The organism is Streptomyces sp. NPDC005805 (assembly GCF_040630445.1).
Classification (GTDB): domain Bacteria; phylum Actinomycetota; class Actinomycetes; order Streptomycetales; family Streptomycetaceae; genus Streptomyces.
Window position 1 is genome coordinate 1 of record NZ_JBEXXN010000063.1, and the last position, 22,510, is coordinate 22,510.

Sequence of the window (22,510 nt, forward strand, 5' to 3'; positions counted from 1 at the left end):
AGTGCAGTCGCGAGGGTTTCGAGGTCTGTCGTCACAAACGGACCAACGAGACCCTCGCTTCATGCGCCCCAAGACTTCGGACTTACTCATCTAGGACCACGGTCCCGGTCGTCCGGGACCTCGGACCGGGATTTGTTGCGGAGGGATGAAATCCGCTTCTCCCCGCGTTGGTGCCTCTCGGAAGATCAGGCCGGTCGGTCGGTTCGGCAGCGCAGGTCCGGAGGGGTCCGGGCCGAGGACGGGGAGGCTCGCGTGGCGGCGGAGGCAGAGCAGGAGACGGCGCGAGGGTGGGCCCGGCGCCTGTCCGGATACGCCTGGCGCTACCGGCGCAATGTGCTGCTCGCCCTGGGCTCCTCCCTCGCCGGCATGGCCGTGATGGCCCTCGTCCCCCTGATCACCAAGGTCGTCATCGACGACGTCATCGGCGGCGACGGCACCCGGTCCCTCGCCGTGTGGACCGGCCTCCTGATCGCCGCCGCCCTCGTGATCTACGTCCTCACCTACATCCGCCGCTACTACGGCGGCCGCCTCGCCCTCGACGTCCAGCACGACCTGCGGACCGAGATGTACGGGACGATCACCCGGCTCGACGGGCGGCGGCAGGACGAGCTGTCCACCGGCCAGGTCGTCGGCCGCGCCACCAGCGACCTCCAGCTCATCCAGGGCCTGCTCTTCATGCTGCCGATGACCATCGGCAACTTCCTGCTCTTCGCGATCTCCCTGGTGATCATGGCGTGGCTGTCGCTGCCGCTGACCCTGGTCGCCGTCGCCGTCGCCCCCGCCCTCTGGTTCATCGCCAAGCGCAGCCGCGCCCGCCTCCACCCCGCCACCTGGTACGCGCAGAACCGTGCCGCCGCCGTGGCCGGGGTCGTGGACGGCGCGGTCAGCGGGGTGCGGGTCGTCAAGGGCTTCGGGCAGGAGGAGCAGGAGACCGGGAAGCTGCGCGAGGCGAGCCGGAAGCTGTTCGCCGGGCGGCTGCGCACCATCCGGCTCAACTCCGTCTACACCCCCGCCCTCCAGGCCGTGCCCGCCCTCGGCCAGGTCGCCATGCTCGCCCTCGGCGGCTGGCTGGCCACCCGGGGCGAGATCACCCTCGGCACCTTCGTCGCCTTCTCCACCTACCTCGCCCAGCTCGTCGGACCGGTCCGGATGCTGGCCGTGGTCCTCACCGTCGGACAGCAGGCGCGGGCCGGCGTGGAGCGGGTGCTGGAGCTGATCGACACCGAGCCGAGCCTGCGCGACGGCACCCGGGAACTGCCCGCCGACGCCCCCGCGAGCGTCGAGTTCGACAACGTGTCCTTCTCCTACGCCGACGGCCGGCCCGTCCTGGACGGCTTCTCGCTGGAGATCGCCCCCGGCGAGACCGTCGCCGTGGTCGGCGCCTCCGGCAGCGGCAAGTCCACCGTCTCCCTGCTGCTGCCCCGCTTCTACGACGTGACCCGGGGCGCGGTCCTCGTCGGCGGCCACGATGTGCGCGAGCTGACCCTCGACTCGCTGCGCGCTGCGATCGGCCTCGTCCCCGAGGACAGCTTCCTCTTCTCCGACACCGTCCGCGCCAACATCGCCTACGGCCGCCCCGACGCCACCCAGGAGGAGATCGAGCAGGCCGCCCGCGCCGCCCAGGCCGACCGGTTCATCGCCGAACTCCCCGACGGCTACGACACCACGGTCGGCGAGCACGGCCTGACCCTCTCCGGCGGCCAGCGCCAGCGCGTCGCCCTCGCCCGCGCCATCCTCACCGACCCCCGGCTGCTCCTCCTCGACGACGCCACCTCGGCTGTCGACGCCCGCGTCGAGCACGAGATCCACGAGGCGCTGCGGCAGGTCATGGCGGGCCGCACCACCCTCCTCATCGCGCACCGCCGCTCCACCCTCGGCCTCGCCGACCGGATCGCCGTCCTCGACCGGGGCCGGCTCGCCGACATCGGCACCCACGAGGAGCTGGAGCGCCGCTCCGCCCTCTACCGCCGGCTGCTGACCGACCCCGACGAACTGGGCGGCGTCTCGCCCGGCCACGTCCTGCGCAAGACCCCCGAACCGGCCGAGGACCACACCGTACGGGCCGAGCTGGACGCCGAGTTCGACGCCGAACGCGGCATCACCCCGCGTCTGTGGGTGCGCGACGAACGCGCCGCCGAGTGGGCGGCGGCGGGCGAGGACTCCGGCGCCACCCCCGAGCTGCTCGCCCAGGTCGAGGCCCTGCCCCCGGCCACCGGCACCCCCGACATCGACGAGGCCCGCGCGGTCCGCCCCGAACCGGCCGACACCGGGGCCGGCGAGGGCGGCCGGCTCCGCGCGGTCCTGCGCGGCTTCGGCCGGCCCCTGCTGCTGAGCCTGCTGCTGGTGGCGGTCGACGCGGGCATGGGCCTGGCGCTGCCGGTGCTCATCCGGCACGGCATCGACGAGGGCGTGGAACAGCTCGCCCTCGGGGCCGTGTGGGCCGCCTCCCTGCTGGGCCTGGCCGCCGTCTTGGTGCAGTGGGCCGCCCAGATCGGCGAGACCCGGATGACCGGGCGGACCGGCGAACGGGTGCTGTACTCGCTGCGCCTGAAGATCTTCGCCCAGCTCCAGCGCCTCGGCCTGGACTACTACGAGCGCGAGCTGACCGGCCGGATCATGACCCGGATGACCACGGACGTCGACGCGCTGTCCACCTTCCTCCAGACCGGGCTGGTCACCGCGTTCGTCTCGGTCGTCACCTTCTTCGGCGTCATGGTCGCCCTGCTGGTCATCGACGTGCAGCTGGCGCTGGTGGTGTTCGCGACCCTGCCGGTGCTGATCGTCGGCACCTGGTTCTTCCGCAAGCAGAGCGTGAAGGCGTACGAACTGGCCCGGGAGCGGGTCAGCGCGGTCAACGCCGACCTCCAGGAGTCCGTCTCCGGGCTGCGGATCGTGCAGGCGTTCCGCCGCGAGGCCGACGGCGTCGCCCACTACACGGCCGGCAGCGACAGCTACCGCCGGGCCCGGGTGCGCGGCCAGTGGCTGATCTCGGTCTACTTCCCCTTCGTGCAGCTCCTCGCCTCGGTCGCCGCGGCGGCGGTGCTGATCGTCGGCGGCGCGCGGATCGAGGCGGGCACCCTCACCACGGGCGCCCTGGTCGCCTATCTCCTCTACATCGAGCTGTTCTTCGCGCCCGTGCAGCAGCTCTCCCAGGTCTTCGACGGCTACCAGCAGGCCGCGGTCTCGCTGGGCCGGGTGCAGGAGCTGCTGCGCGAGCCGACCTCCACCGCCGAAGCCGAGCGTCCGCGCGAGGTGGCCCGGCTGCGCGGTGACATCGCCTTCGAGGACGTGTCCTTCGTCTACGGCGGCGGGACTCCCGCCGGGACCGCCGGTCCCGGCGGGGGCGAGGCCGCGCTGCGCGGGATCGACCTGCGGATCCCGGCCGGGCAGACGGTCGCCTTCGTCGGCGAGACGGGCGCGGGCAAGTCCACCCTGGTCAAGCTGGTCGCCCGGTTCTACGACCCGACCAGCGGCCGGGTCACCGCCGACGGCACCGACCTGCGCCGGCTGGACCTGACCGCCTACCGGCACCGGCTCGGCGTGGTCCCCCAGGAGGCGTACCTCTTCGCCGGGACCGTCCGGGACGCCATCGCCTACGGGCGCCCGGGCGCGAGCGACGCCGAGGTGGAGGCCGCCGCCCGCGCGGTCGGCGCCCACGACATGATCGCCACCCTCGACGGCGGCTACCTCCACGAGGTCGCCGAGCGCGGACGCAACCTCTCCGCCGGGCAGCGCCAGCTCATCGCGCTGGCCCGGGCCGAACTCGTCGACCCGGACGTGCTGCTGCTCGACGAGGCGACCGCCGCGCTGGACCTGGCGACGGAGGCCCAGGTCAACCAGGCGACCGACCGGCTGGCGGGGCGCCGTACGACGCTGGTCGTCGCGCACCGGCTGACCACCGCGGCCCGCGCCGACCGGGTGGTGGTGATGGACCACGGCCGGGTCGCCGAGGACGGCACGCACGATGAACTCCTGGCGCGCGGCGGGCAGTACGCGGCGCTGTGGCGGACCTTCCTGGGGACGGGGGAGGACGAGCCCGTGTCCGTCTGACGGCCTCGCGGGTGCCCGGGGCCCGGGGGCCGTGAATCCGTGTGCATGCCCTTCCTCTTCGGGGGTAACCGGGCCATCGTGAGAACGAGACCGGGGAGGGACTCATGACCAGCACGACGGCGTCGATCCAGGAGCAGGCCGGATCCAGGACGGCGGTGTGCCCCGACGAGCGGGCGCCCGAGGTCGCGTGGGCCGTCAGCCCGGCGGACGCCCGCGAGCTGTCCCGGCACTTCTTCGCCCGGCTCGCCGCGCTGGAGGAGGGCACGCACGAGTACCAGTACGTGCGCAACACCCTCATCGAGATGAACCTCTCCCTGGTGAAGTACGCCGCCGGGCGCTTCCGCCACCGGGGCGCCGAGGAGATGGAGGACATCGTCCAGGTCGGCACCATCGGCCTGATCAAGGCGATCGACCGCTTCGAGCTGACCCGCGAGGTCGAGTTCGCCTCCTTCGCCGTCCCGTACATCGTGGGCGAGATCAAGCGTTTCTTCCGTGACACCACCTGGGCCGTGCACGTCCCGCGCCGGCTCCAGGAGGCGCGCGTCGAACTGGCCAAGGCGCAGGAGGAGCTGCACAACCGCCTCGGCCGGCTGCCCACGGTCCGCGAGCTGTCCGAGCTGATGAGCCTCTCCGAGGAGGAGGTCATCGAGGCCCGGAAGGCGGCCAACGCCTACACCGCCGGTTCGATCGACGTGCCCGTCGCCGCCGACCGCAACACCGGCCGGGAGGCGACCCTCGCGGACGTCATGGGCGACGAGGAGCCCGCCCTCGAACTCTTCGAGAACCTGCACGCACTGGCCCCGCTCGTCGCCGAACTGGACGAGCGCGAGCGCCGGCTGCTGCATCTGCGCTTCGTCGAGGAGAAGACCCAGTCGGAGATCGGCAAGGAGCTGGGCGTCTCCCAGATGCATGTCTCGCGCCTGCTCACCCGGGTCGTGGGGCGGCTGCGCGAGGGCCTGGCGGCCCACTGACACCACCCCCGGCCCCGGCCCGCCGCGCCACCCGCTGACCCCGGCCCGTTCGCCCGGTCCCGCTCCGCTCGCAACCATCCGGCCGCCCCCTGCGTCGTACGCATGTACGGGGCAGTGTCGATGAGCGGTGTCGGCGGCCGGACGTGTCGACGACGACAGGGGAGTGGTTGTGTTCGACGGGGCGGGACACCGGCGCGGAAGCCGAACGGTCCGGGCACTCGCCCGGGGGCTCGCGGTCCTGACGGCGGCGTCCGCGCTCGCCGTCATCGGCCCGGGCACCGGCGCCGCGCAGGCCGCCGCCCCCTGCCCGGGGCGGCTCGCCAAGTCCGCCCCCTTCACCACGGGCGAGCTGCGCGTCTACCAGAACGGCGGCCAGGTCTGCGCCGTCACCGTCGCCCGCAACCCCGGCGCCCGGCGCGCCATGAAGGTCTCCCTCCAGCCGCGCGGCGGCCGGGCCGTCGTCGACGAGGGCCGCTTCACCCGGCAGGCCGGGCCGGTCACCGTGCAGTCCCGGGGCCGGTGCGTCCGGGCCTCCGGCACCGTCGCCGGGGTCTCGCGTTCCACCGGCTGGATCCTCTGCTGAACCCGGTCGCGGCTGCCCGTCCACCGGCGGGGCCGCAGGGCCGTAAGGAGCAACGAGGGCTGGCGCCCATGGTGTTGGCCCCGCTAGGTTCACCCGCGACCGCTTGATCCCACAGGGGTTCTCTCAGGGGAGGGTGAATGCGCAAGACGCTCAGATGGCTGCTGTCGTTCGTGGTGCTCATAGGCACCGTGAGCGCGGCCGGGGCCACGGCGGGTGCGGCCACAGCCGCCGAGCCGAAGGCCGCCACGGACATCAAGGACCGGATCCTGGCGATTCCGGGGATGAGCCTGATCGAGGAGAAGCCGTACACCGGCTACCGGTACTTCGTCCTCAACTACCAGCAGCCGGTCGACCACCGGCAGCCGCGCAAGGGCACCTTCGACCAGCGCATCACCGTGCTGCACAAGGACACCGCGCGCCCGACCGTCTTCCACACCTCCGGCTACCACGTCTCCACGACGCCGCGCCGCAGCGAGCCGACCGCGATCGTCGACGGCAACCAGGTCTCCCTGGAGTACCGGTTCTTCACTCCGTCGCGCCCCCAGCCGGCCGACTGGTCGAAGCTCGACATCTGGCAGGCCGCCAGCGACCAGCACCGGGTCTTCACCGCGCTGAAGAAGATCTACGGCAAGAAGTGGATCTCCACGGGCGGCTCCAAGGGCGGGATGACCGCGACCTACTACGAGCGCTTCTACCCGCGTGACATGGACGGCGTCGTCGCGTACGTCGCGCCCAACGACGTGGTGAACAACGAGGACCGGGCGTACGACCGCTTCTTCGAGAAGGTCGGCACCAAGGAGTGCCGCGACCGGCTGAACGCGGTCCAGCGCGAGGCCCTGCTGCGCCGCGCGCCGCTGACCGCCCTCTACGAGACCTACGCGGCCGAGGGCGGCTACACCTTCACCACCGTCGGCAGCCTCGACCGGGCCTTCGAGGCGGTCGTCCTCGACTACACCTGGGCGTTCTGGCAGTACAGCCTGCTCTCCGACTGCGCCGCGATCCCGGCCGCGAAGACCGCGAGCGACCAGGAGCTGTTCGACACCCTCGACGCGATCTCCGGCTTCTCCGCCTACGCGGACCAGGGGCTCGCCAACTACACGCCGTACTACTACCAGGCGGGCACCGAGCTGGGCTCCCCGGACATCAAGCAGCCGCACCTCAAGGGGCTCAGCCGCTACGGCTACCAGCCGCCGCGGAACTTCGTGCCGCGGGACATCCCGATGCGGTTCAAGCCGCACGCGATGCGCGACATCGACACCTGGGTGCGGCACAACGCCACCCGGATGATGTTCGTGTACGGCGAGAACGACCCGTGGGGCGCGGAGCCGTTCCGCGTCGGCCGGGGCACGCACGACTCGTACGTGTACACCGCGCCGGGCGCCAACCACGGGGCGAACGTGGCCGGTCTCGTCGAGGACGAGCGGGCGAAGGCGACCGCCGCGATCCAGCGGTGGGCGGGCGTCGCCCCGGCCGCCGTCCAGGCGGACCCGGCGAAGGCGCGGCCGCTGGCCAGGGCCGACGCCAAGCTGGACAAGAGGGACATGGAGCGCACCCTGCGCCCGTGATGTGCCCGACGTGAGGGGCCGGGTCCGCGGTACGGCGGACCCGGCCCCTTCGCGTGCGGCCGCCCGGGGCCGCGACCGGCCCCGCCGGTCCTACCGGTACGAGAGCCCGTGGCCGATCGGGTACAGCGTCCGCGACGGGTCGTCCGCGTACCGCACCGGCACCGGCAGCCGCCCCTGCGGCCGGGCCGCCCCCGCGATCACCCGGGCCGCGGCGCGCACCTCCACGTCCGTCCAGGAGTACGTGGCCAGGGACGCGGCGACGCCGTCGAGCCGGGCGACGTCGTACGGGTTGCGGATCGCGACCGCGACGACCGGGACGCCGGTCGCCACCAGCCGTGCCACCAGGGTGCGTTGGGAGCTCGCCGCCGTCACGTTGTAGGTGGCGACCACGATCGCGTCCCGGCCCGCCGCCGCGGCGACGGCCGCGTCGATCTGCGCGGCGGTCGGGGCCGTGCCGGTGGACAGCGCGTCCGCCCGGAAGCCCAGCGAGGTCAGCTCCCGCGCGAGCACGGTCGTCGGCGGGCCGGTGGTGCCGGTGGGGGAGGCCGGGTCGGCGCCCACCACCAGCAGGTCCGGGCCGCTGCGGCGGCGCAGCGGGAGCACCCGGTCCGGATTGGCCAGCAGGGTCGTCGTCCCCTCGGCGATCCGGTCGGCGGCGGCCAGGTGGCTGCGCCTGCCGACGGTGCGGTCCACCGTGCGGGCGTCCGTGAACGGGTCGTGGAACAGGCCGAGGCGGTCCTTCAGCCGCAGGATGCGCAGGATCGATTCCTCGATACGGGCGACGCTCAGTTCGCCGCTCTCCACCGCGTCCCGCACGCCGTTCCAGGCGACGGCCAGGTCCGGCGGGTTGAGGAGCTGGTCCACGCCCGCGAGCAGGGCGAGGACGGGCACCCGGTCGTCGCCGTACTTGTCCCGGACGCCCTCCATGTTGAGCGCGTCGGTGACCACGACCCCGTCGTAGCCCAGCTCCTCGCGGAGGATGCCGGTCAGGATGGGGCGGGAGAGCGTGGCGGGGTCGTTGCTGGGGTCGAGGGCGGGGAACTGGATGTGCGCCGTCATGATCGAGTCGATCCCGGCGGCGATGGCCGCGCGGAACGGCGGGGCGTCGATCCGCTCCCACTCCTCGCGGGTGTGGGTGATGACCGGGATGCCGGTGTGGCTGTCGACGGTGGTGTCCCCGTGGCCCGGGAAGTGCTTGGCGGTGGCGGCGATCCGGGCCGCGCGGTAGCCGCCGGTCTGCGCGGCGACCATCCGCGAGACCGCCGCCGCCTCCGCGCCGAAGGAGCGCACGCCGATGACGGGATTGGCCGGGTTGACGTTGACGTCCGCGACCGGGGCGTAGTTCTGCCGGATGCCCATGGCCGCCAGCTCGTCGCCGGCGATCCGGGCGGCGGCGCGCGCGTCGCCGCGGGAGCCGCCCGCGCCGAGGGCCATGGCCCCGGGCAGCAGGGTCGCGGGCCGGCCGACCCGGGCGACGATGCCGTGCTCCTGGTCGGTGGAGACCAGCAGGGGCACGGGGGTGCGCTGGGCGAGGCCCGCGCGCTGGATGCCGTTGGACAGGGCGGCGATCTGCTGCGGGTCGCGGGTGTTGTGCGCCCACGCGAAGTAGATGATGCCGCCGACGTGGTAACGCTGGATCAGCTCGGCGGCGGTGCGGACGCCGATCTCGGCGAGGTTGGCGTCGATGTCGGCCTGGTCGGGCTCGGTGGCCGAGTGCCCGTACACCCGCATCACGAAGAGCTGGCCGATCTTCTCCTCCAGGCTCATCCGGGAGATCAGCCGGCGCAGCCGGTCGTGCCGGTCCTGCCGGTCGTGCTCGCCGGCCGCCGCCTGGGGCGCCGTCCCGGCGAGGGCGCCCGCCGCGGCGGTGGCGGCACCTGCCGCGAGAAGAGTGCGTCTGGGGATGCTCCGGTCCTGCACTGGTGCTCCTTCCGGCCTTGCTCGACGGGGGTGTGGCACAAGGGAGTTGAAGGAAACTTCCAACGAGTCACGGATATCCGGAAAGTAACTGCCAGGTCAAGGGTCCCGCAAGGAATCAACGGCGCGGCGCGCGGGAACTCCGCCGAGTGGCGGGGTTTCGGGGCCCGGCGGGGCCGGGCCCCGGCGGGCCGGGCCCCGGCGGGCCGGGCCTCCGGGGCGGGCGCGCCCCGGGCCGTCAGGCGTCCGGCACCTGCGCGGCCGCGCGGCGGTGCCGCTCCCAGGCGCGGCGCGCCGCGTCCGTGAGCCACGCCGGAACCGGCAGCCGGGCGGATACGGCATCCGCGAGGTCCGCGAACCTCGCGCTGCCGACCCTGATCGCGCGGGAGCTGCCTCGCCGCAGGATGAGGTGCCGGTCACCGAAAGGTGCGGCGATCAGATCGTGCATGGCGGATACCTCTCGGTGGAGTCCGGAGCGGAACGGGACCGGCGGGCGACGGGTCACCGGCGGCCGTTCCCGGCCCTCAGCTCCGCCCAGACGCACTTCCCCCAGGGCCTGAGGTCGGTCCACCACCGGGTGGCCAGGGCGTCCACGAGCGTCAGTCCGCGTCCGTGGACGTCGGAGTCCGAGGCGTGCCGGAGCTGCGGAGCGACGCGGGACTTGTCGGCAACGCCGACCCGCACCCGTTCGTCACTCGTCCGCTCGACGACGACACGGATGTGGCGGGCCTCGGTGTGGCGGACCGCGTTGGCCACGAGTTCGGTGACGATCAGGGCACCGTCGTCGGCCACCGGCTTCATGCCCCACGCGACCAGGGCAGCCCGCACCAGGCGGCGAGCGGATTCTGCGCTCTCCGCCGTGCAGGGCAGTGTCTCGGAGTAGCCGGGGTGGCCTGTAGGACGTGCGGTTGCGCTCACGGTCATCGGGACCTCTGTCTGGTGGAACCGGTGGGATGCGGCCTGACCCCCGACAGAGGCGGGGGCTTTCCGCAGCCCGTCGAAGTCGCCGGGAGCACCACGCTGCGCCTCACGGCTCCGACCAGCCCCCACACCCGCGCCTGGAACGCGTTCACCCACGACACCCCGAGGAATCCGCTGTGACGAGTGACGGAATCGAGCTGCGCCACGCCACCGGCATCGACACCGTGTGGAACACGCTGATCGAGGTCTACGCCGAAGTACGCGCCGACCGGCTCCACGATCCGCACTACTCGGTGGAGCGGTACGGGGAGCGGCTGGCCCGGCACGCCGCCGAGCCCGGCTGGGAGGCCGTGATCGGATACGACGAAGACGAGCCGGTGGGCTACGCGTACGTCAACACGCTCCAGCCGGACGACCGGTGGTGGCGGCGGATGGCCACGCCGCTGCCCGAGGGCTGCACGGACCGGCCGACGGCCGCACTCAAGGAGATCATGCTGCGGGTGCCGTGGCGCGGCACCGGAGCAGCACGTCGTATCCATGACGAACTGCTGGCCTCCCGGCCGGAGGAACAGGTATCGCTCCTGGTCAACCCCGAGGCCGGGGAGGGCAAGGTCAAGGCCCTGTACGAACGTTGGGGCTACCGGGAGATCAGCGTGCAGCAGCCCGCCGCGGACGGGCCGGTCCTCACCGCGATGCTGCGCCCGATTCCGGCAGCGGCTCCGGCCGAATAGCCGGGTGAAGGACTCCGCTCGTCAGGCGCGGTCCGTGACCTGTGGCCAGAGGGCGCGGAGGGTGCGGACCGTTTCGGTGATGGCGGGGCGGCGGGCGGCGCCCGTGCGCCAGAGGGCGCGGAGGCGGCGGCTGGGGACGGGGTCGAGGCGGACGACGCGGACGCCGGCGGGGACCGGGCCGCGGCCGAGGCGGGGGACGAGGGCGATGCCGAGGCCCGCGGCGACCAGGGCGACCTGGGTGTGGTTCTCCTCGACCCGGTGCACGATCCGCGGCTCGCGGCCCGCCGCGCGCATGGTCCGCACCAGCCAGTCGTGGCAGACCGTGCCCGGCGGCTGGGAGATCCAGCGCTCGTCCCCGAGGTCCTCGCGGCGCACCGATTCCGCCCCGGCCAGCCGGTGGTCCGCCGGGACCAGTACGTCGCACAGGTCGTCGCCGATGTCCGCGTGTTCGACGCCCGGCGGGGGCGGCATCGGGGCGATGTCCCAGTCGTGCGCCACGGCCAGGTCGACCGCGCCCCGGGCCACCAGGTCCACCGACAGATGCGGGTCGATCTCCTGGAGCCGGGCGTCCAGCTCCGGGTGGCGGCGGGCCAGGTCCGCCAGGACGAGGGGCATCAGGCCCCGGGAGGCGCTGGCGAAGCAGGCGATGTCCAGCCGGCCCGCCGGACGGCCGCGCCGCTCCTCCAGGCGTACCTCCGCCTGCTCGATGACCGCCATCAACTCCTGTGCGGTGCGCGCCAGTTGGCGGGCCTCGTCGGTCAGCCGGATACCGCGCCCCTGGCGCTCCAGGAGGGTGGTACGGGTCTCCCGTTCCAGTTTGGCGATCTGCTGGGAGACGGCGGACGGGGTGTAGCCGAGGGCGGCGGCCGCCGCGCCGACCGTGCCGTGGACGGAGACGGCGTGCAGGGCGCGCAGCCGGGCGAGGTCGAGCACGGTGGTTCCCTTCCCGTCGGGCCTCCCGGCGGTGCGCGTTCCGGCGAGCCGGGTTCCTGTAAGCAGTGCTTCATCCAACCATGAAGAAACGCGCGCTGGTGCTACATGGTTCCCGGCGTGATGCTCGGTACATGCCACGCCCAACCGCCCTCGGGGCCGGCCCCGCCCTGCCCGCGTCCGCCGTCCCCGCCCCTGGCGCCCGGTCCCTGCCGCCCGCGCACATCGCCCTCGCCGCGCTCGTCGCCGCCGTCTGGGGCCTGAACTTCGTCGTCATCGAGATCGGTCTCGGCCACTTCCCGCCGCTGCTCTTCTCCGCCCTGCGCTTCCTGGCCGCCGCCCTCCCCGCCGTCTTCCTCGTCGGCCGGCCCAAGGTCGCCTGGAAGTGGATCGTGGGTGTCGGCCTCGCCCTCGGGGTGGCCAAGTTCGGGCTGCTCTTCACCGGGATGGACCGGGGCGCGCCCGCCGGGCTCTCCTCGCTGGTTCTCCAGGTGCAGGCGGTCTTCACCGCTGTGTTCGCCTTCGCCCTCCTCGGCGAACGCCCCGGCCCGAGGCGGGTCACGGGGATGGGCGTCGCCGTCGCGGGCATCGTGGTGGCCGCCGTCGACGAAGGGGCCTCTGGCCCGCTGCTCGGCTTCCTCTTGGTCGTCGCGGCGGCCGCGAGCTGGGGCGTCTCCAACATCCTGACCCGCCGGGCCGCGCCCCCGGACGCCCTCAACTTCATGGTCTGGGTCAGCGTCGTGCCCGTCCTGCCCCTGCTGCTGCTCTCGCTCCTCCTGGAGGGCCCGGAGCAGGACCTCGCGGCGCTGCGCTCCCTGGACTGGGCGGGCGTCGGCGCGATCGTCTACGTCGCCTGGGTCGCCACCGTGTTCGGCTTCGGCGCGTGGGGCTTCCTGATGCGCCACCACCCGGCCTCCTCGGTCGCGCCGTTCTCCCTCCTGGTGCCGGTCTTCGGCATGTCCTCCGCCGCGCTCTTCCTGGGGGAGGGCATCAGTCCGCTGCGCTGGTGCGCGGCGGTCCTGCTGGTGGGCGGGGTGGCCCTGACCTCCCTGCCGCGGCTGCCCCGGCGGGGTCGGGGGTAGGGCGCGCGGGCACGGGCAGGGGCGCCCCGGTGTTCAGCGCGGCAGGGCGAGGAGGTGCTCGCGGCCGGTCGCGAGCAGGTCCGGGAGGTCCGCCGCGTCCTCGTACCAGCGCTTCTCGTACTCCCAGCAGACCCAGCCCGCCGGGTCGGTCGGGGACAGGGTCTCGGCGAGCGGCAGGACGCCCGCGCCGAGCGGCAGCGGGGTCAGGTCCGAGCGCGAGGCGACGTCCTTGACCTGCACATAGCCGAGGTACGGAGCGAGGGACGCGTACGAGACGGCCGGGTCCTCGCCGCCGAGCCAGGTGTGCAGCACGTCCCAGACGGCGCCCGCGTGCTTGTGGCCGACCGTGCCGACGATGCGGGAGACGTCGGCGGCGGTGCGGTGCGAGTCGTGCGTCTCCAGCAGGACGGTGACGCCGAGGCCGGCCCCGGTCTCGGCCGCCGCGCCGAGGCGGCGGGCGGCGGCCGCGTCCGCCTCGGCGGGGTCGGCGTCCTGGCCGCCGGGGAAGACCCGTACGTAGGGGGCGCCGAGGTCGGCCGCGAGCCGGATCAGCCGGTCCAGCTCGGCGAGCACGGGGCCGTCCTCGCCGGGTTCGGCGACGCGGGTGTACCCGGCGAGGGCGAGGACCTCGACCCCGGCCTGCGCGAACTCCCGCGCCACGGAATGCCGTTCGGCCGCGGTGAGGTCCAGGTGCACGGGCTCCTCGGGGTGCGTGCGCAGCTCCACCCCCTGGTAGCCACTCGCGGCGGCGAGCGCGGCGACCTCGGCGACGGGCATACCGGGAACGCCGAGGGTGGAGAAGGCGAGTTTCATGGCGGGCCTTTCTTCTTTGGCGTGGTGGGGCGTTTTGGCGTGGTGGGGCGTCCGGGCCGCTCCCGGTCCCGCCCGTCCGGCTACCCGATCCTGCCGCCCCGACAACCCCACGGGGGGTACCGCGCGGGGTTGGGGGTGTCGGGGTATCGGGGGCGGCGTGCGGCTGCGGGGGCTCGGCAGGCCGGGCCCGGGTCCAGCGCGCTCGCTTGCGGAGCGGCCCGCCCGGGGCTGAACCCGGCCGCCGTCGCGCCTGGCCCGGCCCGGTCGCCAAGACCCGGTCCGGGCCAGGCACCCTGTCGGGGTGGGCCCCGGCCCGGTCCAGGCAGGCCCGGCCCCCGCGCGGCCCCGGCCCGGTCGCCAAGACCCGGTCCGGGCCCGGTCCCGCTCGGCCGGCCCCGCCCCGCCGGGCCCGGCCAAGCCCGGCCAAGCCCGGCCAAGCCCGGCCCGGGCCGAACGCGGGCCCGGCGCGCCCGGGGCCAAACCGCGCGCCTGGCCGGCCCGGGCCCCGGTCCTACCCGTTCACGCGCGCCCCGGCGCCCCCGTCGACCCCCGCACCATCAGCTCCGCCGGGATCGACGCGATCCCGCCCGGCGGAGGCGCTTCGTTCCCCATGGCCAGGCGGCCCGCCCGCGCGCCCGCCTCGAAGAGGGGGAGGCGGACCGTGGTCAGGGCCGGGACCGCGTCGACCGAGAAGGGGAGGTCGTCGAAACCCGCCACGGACACGTCGTCCGGAATCCGCAGGCCCCGGTCGCGCAGCGCCGCGCACGCGCCCAGCGCCACCGTGTCGTTCGCGGCCACCACCGCCGTCAACGACGGCTCCCGCCGCAGGAGTTCGAGGGTCGCCTCGTAGCCGGAGCGCCGGTCGTAGGAGCCGTGCACGGTCAGCCGGTCCTGCTCCGCCGCGCCGCCGTCCAGACCGGCCGCCGCCAGGGCCGCACGGTGGCCCTCCAGCCGGTGCCGGGTGGTGGTGCGCTCCACCGGCCCGGCGACGTAGCCGATCCGCCGGTGGCCCAACCCGATCAGATGCTCGGTGAGCCGCCGCCCGCCGCCCCGGTTGTCGAAGGCGAGCGCGGCCAGCACCGCGTCCGAGCCCGGCACCGGCGGCCGGCCGCACAGCACGATCCGGGTGCCCGCGTCCGCGAGCCGCGTCAGCTTCGCGGCCATCGCCGCACTGTGCTCCGGGTCCTCCACCGCGCCGCCCGTCAGCACCACGGCCGCCGCCCGCTGGCGCTGGAGCAGGGTGAGGTAGGTCAGTTCGCGTTCCGGGGAGCCGCCCGTGTTGCACACCACGGCCAGCTTCTCGCCGCCCGCGCGCCCCGACCCCTCCTGCCCGCCGATCTCGGTCTGCGCCGCCCCGGCCATGATCCCGAAGAAGGGGTCGGCGATGTCGTTGACGAGGATGCCGACCAGGTCGGAGGTGGCGGCCGCGAGCGAACTGGCCGGGCCGTTGAGGACGTAGTCCAGCTCGTCGACCGCCCGCAGCACCCGCTCCCGCGTCGACGCCGCGACCGGATAGTTGCCGTTCAGCACGCGCGAGACGGTCGCCGGGGAGACCCGGGCGCGCGCCGCCACATCGGCCAGGGTGACCGTCATCGAGCCGCCTGGGTGACCGTCATCGCTTTCCTCCGCGTGAGATTGGGAGCGGCCCCTTGTCCGGGCCGCTGTCGGCAGGCTAGCTTCATACCGCTTAGAAAGCGCTTGCTGCGCTCATATGGAGGGAACTCGGTGAACTCGGGCCAACCGAGCGGAAACAGGAGGCACTGCCGTGACACGCAGGACCGTGCGTATCGCCATGAACGGCGTCACCGGGCGGATGGGCTACCGCCAGCACCTGGTGCGCTCCCTCCTCGCCATCCGGGAGCAGGGCGGCCTCGACCTCGGCGACGGGGAGGTCCTGTGGCCCGAGCCCGTCCTCGTCGGCCGCCGTGAGCACGCGCTGCGCGAGATCGCCGACCGCCACGGCCTCACCGAGGTCTCCACCGACCTGGACGCGGTCCTCGCCGACGAGAGCGTGGACGTGTACTTCGACGCCCAGGTCACCTCCGCCCGCGTCGAGTCCCTCAAGAAGGCGATCGCGGCCGGGAAGCACCTCTACACCGAGAAGCCCACCGCCACCGACCTCGCGGGCGCCCTGGACCTCGCCCGGCTCGCCGCCTCCGCCGGGATCCGGCACGGCGTCGTCCAGGACAAGATCTTCCTGCCGGGCCTGCTGAAGCTGAAGCGCCTCATCGACGGCGGCTTCTTCGGCGAGATCCTGTCCGTGCGCGGCGAGTTCGGCTACTGGGTCTTCGAGGGCGACTGGCAGGCGGCCCAGCGCCCGTCCTGGAACTACCGCGCGGAGGACGGCGGCGGCATCACCGTCGACATGTTCCCGCACTGGGAGTACGTGCTGCACGAGCTGTTCGGCCGGGTCACCGCCGTCACCGCGCATGTCGCCACCCATGTCCCGCGCCGCTGGGACGAGGACGGCACCCCCTACCCGGCGACCGCCGACGACGCCGCGTACGGGATCTTCGAGCTGGCGGGCGGGGCCGTCGCCCAGATCAACTCCTCCTGGGCGGTGCGCGTCCACCGCGACGAACTGGTCGAGTTCCAGGTCGACGGCACCCACGGCTCGGCGGTCGCGGGGCTGCGCGGCTGCCGCGTCCAGCACCGGTCCGCCACCCCGAAGCCGGTCTGGAACCCGGACCTGCCCGCCACCGAGCGGTTCCGCGACCAGTGGCAGGAGATCCCGGACAACGGCCCCTTCGACAACGGCTTCAAGGCCCAGTGGGAGCTGTTCCTGCGCCATGTCGCGCTCGGTACGCCGTACCACTGGGGCCTCCTCGCCGGGGCCCGCGGCGTCCAGCTCGCCGAACTCGGCCTGCGCAGCTCCGCCGAGGGCCGCCGCCTCGACGTCCCGGAGCTGACGCTGTGACGATCCGCCTCCCGCGCCCCGACGGCTCCCTCCACGCCTACACGCCGCGCACCGACCCCGCCGTACCCCCCGCCCCGGCCCCCGGCGCGCCCGCCGCCCCGCTCACCTCCCGGACGGTCTTCTCGGCGGCCCATGTGGTCGCCGACCCCTTCGCGGACCACGCCCCCGGCGCGCCCGCCGCCGTCGACTGGGACGCCACCCTCGCCTTCCGCCGCCATCTCTGGGCGCACGGCCTGGGCGTGGCCGAGGCGATGGACACCGCGCAGCGCGGGATGGGCCTGGACTGGGCGGCGGCCGCGGAGCTGATCCGGCGCTCCGCCGCCGAGGCCGCGTCCGTGGGCGGCCGGATCGCCTGCGGGGCCGGCACCGACCAGCTGACCGACCGGGCCCTCGACCGGCTCACCGGTCCCGCCCAGCTCGCCGCCGTCCGGGCCGCCTACGAGGAGCAGCTCGCGCTCGTCGAGTCGGCCGGGGCGCAGGCGGTCCTGATGGCCTCCCGGGCCCTCGCCGCCACCGCCGCTTCCCCCGACGACTACCGGGAGCTGTACGGGCACCTGCTGCGCCAGGCGTCCCGGCCGGTGATCCTGCACTGGCTGGGCCCGATGTTCGACCCGGCCCTCGCGGGCTACTGGGGCACGGACGACCTGGACGCGGCGACCGAGGTCCTCCTCGATGTGATCGCGGCCCACCCCGCCAAGGTCGACGGCGTCAAGATCTCCCTGCTCGACGCGGACCGGGAGGTCGCCCTGCGCCGCCGCCTCCCGGAGGGCGTGCGCTGCTACACGGGCGACGACTTCCACTACCCGGAGCTGATCGCGGGGGACGAGCGGGGTTTCAGCCACGCCCTCCTCGGCGTCTTCGACCCGCTGGGCCCGCTGGCCGCGGAGGCGGTGCGGTGCCTGGACGCGGCCTTTCCCGCAGGCGCGGGGGCCCCGGCGGGGGACGGGGCGGGCGGCGCGGTCGATGCGGGCGGCACGGCGGCCTTCCGTAAGCGGCTCGACCCCACGGTGGAGCTGTCCCGGCACCTGTTCGCGCCCCCGACCCGCTACTACAAGACCGGTGTGGTGCTGCTCGCCTGGCTGGCGGGCCACCAGACGCACTTCACCATGGTGGGCGGCCTCCAGTCCGCCCGCTCCCTGCCGCATCTGGCCCGCGCCTACGAACTGGCCGACGGGCTGGGCCTGTTCCCCGATCCGGGGCTGGCCGAGTCCCGGATGACGTCCCTGCTGACTGTCCACGGAGTCCCGCAGTGAGCCGACCGGCCCTCCCCGAAGGGCCCCTGGCCCGGTTCAGCGTCAACCAGATGACGGTGAAGCAGCTCGGCCTGCCCGCGCTGGTGGACGCCTGCGCCCGGCTCGGCGTCCCGGCGGTCGGCCTGTGGCGCGAACCGGTCGCCGCGTACGGTCTGGCGGCCACGGCCGAGCTGGTCCGGGACGCGGGGCTGACCGTCACCTCGCTCTGCCGCGGCGGCTTCCTCACCGCCGAGGACCCGGCGGGCCGCGCCGCCGCCCTCGCCGACAACCGGGCGGCGATCGACGAGGCGGCGGCCCTGGGCACGGACACCCTGGTCCTGGTCTCGGGCGGCCTGCCGCCGGGCAGCCGGGACCTGGCCGGGGCCCGGGAGCGCATCGCCGACGCGCTCGCCGTGCTCGCCCCGTACGCCGCCGAGCGGGGCGTCCGCCTGGCGATCGAGCCGCTGCACCCGATGTTCGCGGCGGACCGGTGCGTGGTCTCCACCCTGGACCAGGCCCTCGCCCTCGCCGAGCGCTTCCCGGCCGCGCAGGTGGGCGTCGTCGTGGACACGTACCACGTCTGGTGGGACGACCGGGCGCCCGCGGCCGTGGCCCGGGCCGGGGCGGCGGGCCGGATCCACTCCTTCCAGCTCGCCGACTGGACGACCCCGCTCCCGGCGGGCGTCCTCAACGGGCGGGGCCAACTGGGCGACGGCGCGGTGGACTTCCGTGCCTGGGTGGCGCTGCTGGAGGGCGCGGGCTGGACGGGGCCCATCGAGGTGGAGCTCTTCAACGACGGGCTGTGGGCGCGGGACGGGGTGGCGGTGCTGGCGGAGACGGCACGGCGGTTCGCGGCGGAGGTGGGCGGCGGGGAGTGACGGGCACGGTCTGACGCCCCCGGGCCCGCCCCCCGCCCCCGGGCCCGCCTCGGCCCCGGCCGACCCGGGCGCCGACCGGTCCCGGCGCGGGCGGGGCGGCGGGGACGGGCTGACCGACCGGTCCCGGCGCGGGCGGGGCGGCCCGCGCACCCATCGTTCACCGGCGGCACACACCGCCCTGGCCCGCCGTGCGCGCGGCGGCCATTCGGCGGGGCCACCCTCACGCTCGGCACCTGACGCGTACCCGACAGTGAGGACTCCCCGTCATGAGGCTCCGCCTCCCGCGCCCCGCCACGACCGCGCTCGCCCTCGCCACGGCCCTGGTGGCCCTGGCCGCCGCCCCCGCCGCGCCCGCCGACGCCACCCCGGCGACCGCCGCCCCGCTCCCGGCCGTCCAGCCGCGCGCCGAGACGCCACCGATGTACGACGACGAGGCCGGCGGCAACGCGGACGCCGACGACCCCGCGATCTGGCGCAACCCGGCCGACCCGGCCCGCAGTCTGGTGATCGCGACGGCCAAGGAGGGCGGCCTGCGCGTCTACGACCTGGACGCCCGCCTCGTCCAGTCCCTCCCCGCACCGCCGCCCGCCCGGCCCGGCGACGCCCCGGGCCGCTTCAACAACGTCGACCTGGTCCACGGACTGCGCCTGTCCACCGGGCGCGCGGACCTGGCGGTCACCACCGACCGGGGCCACGACCGCCTCCGCGTCCACCGCGTCTCCCCGGGCCGGACCGCCGCCCCGCTCCGGGACGTCACCGACCCGGCCGCGCCCCGCGTCTTCTCCTCCGGCCAGGCCGAGGTGAACGAGCAGCGCACCGCCTACGGGCTCGCCACCTGGACCGACCCCCGCTCGGGCCGCGCGTACGCGGTCGTCAGCCGGCGCGAACGCACCGAACTCGCCCTGCTGGAACTGCTGCCCACCCGCTTCGGCACGGTCACCTACCGCCAGGTCCGCACCCTGCGCCTGCCCGCCTCCTTCCGCCTCCCGGGCGGCGCCACCTGGACGCCCTGCGCCGAACCGGGTGCCCTCCCGCAGGTCGAGGGCATGGTCGTCGACCCGGACACCGGCACCCTCTACGCGGCACAGGAGGACGTCGGCATCTGGCGGCTCCCCGCCGACCTCACCGGAGCGCCCCGGCTGACCGACCGCGTACGGGAGTTCGGCGTACCCGGCGTCTACGACGAGGAGACCGACGAGTGCGTGCCCGGCGCCGACCCGGGCCACGGCGGCACCCGGCTCTCTGCCGACGTCGAGGGCCTGACCCTGGTCACCGGCCGCGACGGCGTCCGCCATCTACTGGTCTCCAGCCAGGGCGACGACACCTTCGCCCTGTACCGCCGGGACGCCTACGCGGCCGGGTTCCGGGTGACCGCGGGCCGGGACGTCGACGGCTCCGAGGAGTGCGACGGCGCCGCCGCCCTGAACGCCCCGCTCGGCCCGAAGTACCCACACGGCCTCCTCGTCGTCCACGACGGCCACGAGGACGCCCCCGCCGGCCGCGAGGCCACCAACTTCAAGTTCGTCGACCTGGGCGAGGTCCTCCGCCGCACCTCCCTGTGAGGCGCCCGCACCGCGAGAGGCGTCCGCCCGTCTGGGGCGTCCGCGCCGCCGCGTCGGGAAAACCGTGCCCGGCTCGTCATAGGTATCCGGGGCGGGCGTCGTCTGAGGGGTGAGAACAGCCTTTCGGCACGTAGGCGACGACGGAGGTCGGTTGATGCGCAGGACGACGGCAGGGACGAACGCGAACGCGGACGCGAACACGAGGGCGGCGCGGACGGCGAGGGCGCGCGGGCTGACGGCGGCCGCCGCGGTGGCGGTGCTGCTCGCGGCCGGGGCCGGGACGGCGGTCGCCCTCGGGGAGCGGTCCGGCGGCGGGAGCGGACCCGCGCCCGCGGCCGCCCCGGCACCGGAGATCGCCACCCCGGCACCGGAGGCCGCCGCCCCGGCGCGGGCGGCGACGGCCGCGTCCGGGCCGCGGGTGGTGCGGCCCTACGAGCCCGTGGCGATCGGCGGCGGCGCGGTGATGGGCCTGCTCCCCGAGGGGCGCCAGAACTACGTGGTGGCCTGGCAGGACTTCGAGGAGAGCATCGAGCGGGCCAAGGGGTACACCGGGGACGACATCCGCCCGGGCAGCCTCAGCGGCGGGCAGTACAGCGACGGCGACGACGTCCTGTTCACCGGCGCCTGGCGCCTGGACACCGCCCCGGCGCGCGTCACCGTCCGGGTCGGCGCGGGCGGGGAGCGCGAGGCGGGCATCCTGACCCTGCCGGGCGAGCCGGGCTGGGGGACGTACCACCTCGACGCGCCGGGGTCCGGCACGCCCCGGGAGATCACGGTGGTGACCGCGTACGCGGGGGACGGCACGGTGCTGGCGGATCTGGCGTACGAGCCCTTCCCGTCGTCCGGCCCGGCGGCGGCCGGGAACTGACCCCGGGGCCCACGGGGTTCACAGGCCCCCCAGCCCCCCGGCCCCGGACTCCGAGCGCCCCGAGGCGCCGGTGCCCGGGGTCCGGGCGTACCGTCCGTGGACACGGCACCGTGTCCACGGAGGTCGAACACGAGGACACGAGTGAAGACGAGCGCGGAGGCGGACTTCCGGGATTTCGTGGCCGCCCGGTGGCCGCGGATGCTCCGGACCGCCCATCTGCTGACGGGACACCACCACGACGCGGAGGATCTGGTGCAGGCGGCCCTGGCGAAGGCGTATGTGAAGTGGGACCGCGTACGGCGGGCCGAGGACCCCGACTCCTATGTCTGGCGGATCATGATCAACACCCATCGGGACCGGCTGCGGCGCGTCCGGCTGCGCGAGTGGCTGACCACGCGCATCCCGGAGTCCGCCGCCCCGGACCGCGCCGACGCCGTCACCGAGCGGGGCGCGGTGCTGGACGCGCTCGCCCAACTGACCCCGAGACAGCGCACGGTGGTCGTGCTGCGCTATCTGGAGGACCGCAGCGAGAGCGAGGTGGCCGCCCTGCTGGGCACGGGGGTCGGCACCGTCCGCACTCATGTGGCCCGCGCCCTGGGCAAGTTGCGCGAGCACCCGGGCATCGCCCCGGCCCGGGCGGCGACCGTGGGCGCGGGGCGTTCCGCGCGTGCGGTGCGGACGGGAGGGCGGACGCGGTGAACGACGCGTACGAGCACGGGGCCGGGCCCGGGGGCCGGGCTCTCGGCGAGGCGCTGCGGGCCGAGGCCGACACCGTGCCCCAGGGCCCCGCGCCGGTCGACGAGGTGGTGCGCCGGGGGCGTGCGGCGCGTACGCGGCGGCGCGCGCTCGGGGCGGCCGCGCTGGCCGGGACCGGCGGTGCGCTGCTGGGCGTCCTGGTCCTGCTGCCGGTGGCCCGGGAGGCCGCGCCCGGCCCGGAGCCCGCACCGGCGCCCCCGGCGAGCGCGCCGGAGGTGCCGGCTCCGCCGCACCGGGGCGTCCGCACGGTCGCCCCGTACGAGAGCGTCCCGATCGGCCGGGGCTGGTCGTTGGCGCTGCTGCCGGAGGGGGCGCAGAACCATGTGCTGGGGCAGGGCAACCTCGGCGCGGGCCTGGCGGCGGCCCGCGGTGCCGTGGGCGACAACATCCCGCCGGAGAGCCTCAGCGGCGGCGCCCAGTGGGAGGACGGGTCCGCGACCGTGCTCTACACGGGGGCGTTCCGCAGCGGGACCCTCCCGGCGCGGATCACGGTCCGCACGGAGGCGGGCACCGTGCACCCGGCCGGGATGCTGCGGCTGCCGGGCGACCCCGGCTGGGGCGTCTACCACGTCTTCGCGGACGAGGCGGCGGGCGCGGGCGGCGGCGAGGCGGGCGCGGGCGGTTCGGGCGGCTCCGGCACCGGGTTCGGCACCGGCGGCTGGACGGTCACGGCGTACCGCGCGGACGGCACCGTGCTGCTGGAGCGGCACTTCGACCGGCCTCCGGGCTGAACG

At 75.0% G+C, this 22,510-nt stretch carries 19 protein-coding genes; 13 read left to right on the forward strand and 6 right to left on the reverse strand.

Annotation, left to right across the window (positions count from 1 at the left end):
- Window positions 1-252: 252 nt before the first annotated feature.
- The 4 genes from ABZ457_RS26345 to ABZ457_RS26360 all read left to right on the forward strand — a co-directional run bounded on the left by ABZ457_RS26345 (window position 253) and on the right by ABZ457_RS26360 (window position 7,169).
- Window positions 253-4,050 carry an ABC transporter ATP-binding protein gene (locus ABZ457_RS26345; RefSeq protein ID WP_359161973.1) on the forward strand — a complete coding sequence of 1,266 codons (3,798 nt, stop codon included), beginning with the start codon at window positions 253-255 and terminating at the stop codon, window positions 4,048-4,050.
- Between the two features lie 104 nt (window positions 4,051-4,154).
- Window positions 4,155-5,021 carry an RNA polymerase sigma factor SigF gene (locus ABZ457_RS26350; RefSeq protein ID WP_359161976.1) on the forward strand — a complete coding sequence of 289 codons (867 nt, stop codon included), beginning with the start codon at window positions 4,155-4,157 and terminating at the stop codon, window positions 5,019-5,021.
- A gap of 169 nt (window positions 5,022-5,190) precedes the next feature.
- A complete protein-coding gene (locus ABZ457_RS26355; RefSeq protein WP_359161979.1) occupies window positions 5,191-5,604 on the forward strand; it encodes a hypothetical protein in 414 nt (137 codons plus the stop codon).
- A 137-nt stretch (window positions 5,605-5,741) separates the two neighbouring features.
- Entirely contained in the window at window positions 5,742-7,169 is a 1,428-nt protein-coding gene (locus ABZ457_RS26360; RefSeq protein WP_359161982.1) for a S28 family serine protease, read from the forward strand.
- Between the two features lie 90 nt (window positions 7,170-7,259).
- On the opposite strand, the gene ABZ457_RS26365 is transcribed toward ABZ457_RS26360, so the two are convergent.
- The 3 genes from ABZ457_RS26365 to ABZ457_RS26375 all read right to left on the reverse strand — a co-directional run bounded on the left by ABZ457_RS26365 (window position 7,260) and on the right by ABZ457_RS26375 (window position 10,010).
- Window positions 7,260-9,089 (reverse strand): glycoside hydrolase family 3 N-terminal domain-containing protein, encoded by a 1,830-nt coding sequence (locus ABZ457_RS26365; RefSeq protein WP_359161985.1) that lies wholly within the window; start codon window positions 9,087-9,089, stop codon window positions 7,260-7,262.
- 235 nt (window positions 9,090-9,324) lie between these two features.
- Window positions 9,325-9,534: a hypothetical protein gene (locus tag ABZ457_RS26370; RefSeq protein WP_359161988.1), complete on the reverse strand. Its 210-nt coding sequence runs from the start codon at window positions 9,532-9,534 to the stop codon at window positions 9,325-9,327.
- Between the two features lie 53 nt (window positions 9,535-9,587).
- On the reverse strand, window positions 9,588-10,010 hold the full coding sequence (locus tag ABZ457_RS26375) for an ATP-binding protein (RefSeq protein ID WP_359161991.1): 423 nt from the start codon (window positions 10,008-10,010) through the stop codon (window positions 9,588-9,590).
- Window positions 10,011-10,183: 173 nt separating this feature from the next.
- On the opposite strand from ABZ457_RS26375, the gene ABZ457_RS26380 reads away from it, so the two are divergent.
- Window positions 10,184-10,738: a GNAT family N-acetyltransferase gene (locus ABZ457_RS26380; protein ID WP_359161994.1), complete on the forward strand. Its 555-nt coding sequence runs from the start codon at window positions 10,184-10,186 to the stop codon at window positions 10,736-10,738.
- 21 nt (window positions 10,739-10,759) lie between these two features.
- Here the strand turns inward: ABZ457_RS26380 and ABZ457_RS26385 are convergent, their stop codons facing one another.
- Complete coding sequence (locus ABZ457_RS26385; RefSeq protein ID WP_359161997.1) at window positions 10,760-11,671, reverse strand: LysR family transcriptional regulator; 912 nt, start codon at window positions 11,669-11,671, stop codon at window positions 10,760-10,762.
- Between the two features lie 206 nt (window positions 11,672-11,877).
- On the opposite strand from ABZ457_RS26385, the gene ABZ457_RS26390 reads away from it, so the two are divergent.
- Window positions 11,878-12,750, forward strand: coding sequence for an EamA family transporter (locus ABZ457_RS26390; RefSeq protein WP_359162063.1), 873 nt, complete (start codon window positions 11,878-11,880; stop codon window positions 12,748-12,750).
- 33 nt (window positions 12,751-12,783) lie between these two features.
- On the opposite strand, the gene ABZ457_RS26395 is transcribed toward ABZ457_RS26390, so the two are convergent.
- Both ABZ457_RS26395 and ABZ457_RS26400 read right to left on the reverse strand, forming a co-directional pair.
- A complete protein-coding gene (locus tag ABZ457_RS26395; RefSeq protein WP_359162000.1) occupies window positions 12,784-13,563 on the reverse strand; it encodes a sugar phosphate isomerase/epimerase family protein in 780 nt (259 codons plus the stop codon).
- 519 nt (window positions 13,564-14,082) lie between these two features.
- Window positions 14,083-15,156 (reverse strand): LacI family DNA-binding transcriptional regulator, encoded by a 1,074-nt coding sequence (locus ABZ457_RS26400; protein WP_359162003.1) that lies wholly within the window; start codon window positions 15,154-15,156, stop codon window positions 14,083-14,085.
- A 172-nt stretch (window positions 15,157-15,328) separates the two neighbouring features.
- On the opposite strand from ABZ457_RS26400, the gene ABZ457_RS26405 reads away from it, so the two are divergent.
- The 7 genes from ABZ457_RS26405 to ABZ457_RS26435 all read left to right on the forward strand — a co-directional run bounded on the left by ABZ457_RS26405 (window position 15,329) and on the right by ABZ457_RS26435 (window position 22,507).
- Window positions 15,329-16,480 (forward strand): Gfo/Idh/MocA family oxidoreductase, encoded by a 1,152-nt coding sequence (locus tag ABZ457_RS26405; RefSeq protein ID WP_359162006.1) that lies wholly within the window; start codon window positions 15,329-15,331, stop codon window positions 16,478-16,480.
- Window positions 16,477-17,733: a dihydrodipicolinate synthase family protein gene (locus tag ABZ457_RS26410; RefSeq protein ID WP_359162009.1), complete on the forward strand. Its 1,257-nt coding sequence runs from the start codon at window positions 16,477-16,479 to the stop codon at window positions 17,731-17,733. Before ABZ457_RS26405 ends, ABZ457_RS26410 begins: the two co-directional genes overlap by 4 nt.
- Before the next feature lie 50 nt (window positions 17,734-17,783).
- Window positions 17,784-18,590 (forward strand): sugar phosphate isomerase/epimerase family protein, encoded by an 807-nt coding sequence (locus ABZ457_RS26415; protein ID WP_359162066.1) that lies wholly within the window; start codon window positions 17,784-17,786, stop codon window positions 18,588-18,590.
- Window positions 18,591-18,856: 266 nt separating this feature from the next.
- Window positions 18,857-20,152, forward strand: coding sequence for a phytase (locus ABZ457_RS26420; RefSeq protein ID WP_359162012.1), 1,296 nt, complete (start codon window positions 18,857-18,859; stop codon window positions 20,150-20,152).
- A 154-nt stretch (window positions 20,153-20,306) separates the two neighbouring features.
- Window positions 20,307-21,020, forward strand: a complete 714-nt coding sequence (locus ABZ457_RS26425) for a hypothetical protein (RefSeq protein ID WP_359162015.1) — start codon at window positions 20,307-20,309, stop codon at window positions 21,018-21,020.
- Window positions 21,021-21,161: 141 nt separating this feature from the next.
- The gene (locus tag ABZ457_RS26430) at window positions 21,162-21,719 is read left to right on the forward strand and encodes a SigE family RNA polymerase sigma factor (RefSeq protein WP_359162018.1); all 558 of its coding nucleotides are present in this window, start codon (window positions 21,162-21,164) and stop codon (window positions 21,717-21,719) included.
- Window positions 21,716-22,507 carry a hypothetical protein gene (locus ABZ457_RS26435; RefSeq protein WP_359162021.1) on the forward strand — a complete coding sequence of 264 codons (792 nt, stop codon included), beginning with the start codon at window positions 21,716-21,718 and terminating at the stop codon, window positions 22,505-22,507. Before ABZ457_RS26430 ends, ABZ457_RS26435 begins: the two co-directional genes overlap by 4 nt.
- The last annotated feature ends 3 nt before the right edge of the window (window positions 22,508-22,510 follow it).

Coding starts and splice junctions, on each gene's coding strand:
- ABZ457_RS26350 (WP_359161976.1), top strand. CDS start 4,155: ATGACCAGCACGACGGCGTCGATCCAGGAGCAGGCCGGATCCAGGACG.
- ABZ457_RS26360 (WP_359161982.1), top strand. CDS start 5,742: ATGCGCAAGACGCTCAGATGGCTGCTGTCGTTCGTGGTGCTCATAGGC.
- ABZ457_RS26370 (WP_359161988.1), bottom strand. CDS start 9,534: ATGCACGATCTGATCGCCGCACCTTTCGGTGACCGGCACCTCATCCTG.
- ABZ457_RS26375 (WP_359161991.1), bottom strand. CDS start 10,010: ATGACCGTGAGCGCAACCGCACGTCCTACAGGCCACCCCGGCTACTCC.
- ABZ457_RS26395 (WP_359162000.1), bottom strand. CDS start 13,563: ATGAAACTCGCCTTCTCCACCCTCGGCGTTCCCGGTATGCCCGTCGCC.
- ABZ457_RS26400 (WP_359162003.1), bottom strand. CDS start 15,156: ATGACGGTCACCCTGGCCGATGTGGCGGCGCGCGCCCGGGTCTCCCCG.
- ABZ457_RS26415 (WP_359162066.1), top strand. CDS start 17,784: ATGACGGTGAAGCAGCTCGGCCTGCCCGCGCTGGTGGACGCCTGCGCC.
- ABZ457_RS26420 (WP_359162012.1), top strand. CDS start 18,857: ATGAGGCTCCGCCTCCCGCGCCCCGCCACGACCGCGCTCGCCCTCGCC.
- ABZ457_RS26425 (WP_359162015.1), top strand. CDS start 20,307: ATGCGCAGGACGACGGCAGGGACGAACGCGAACGCGGACGCGAACACG.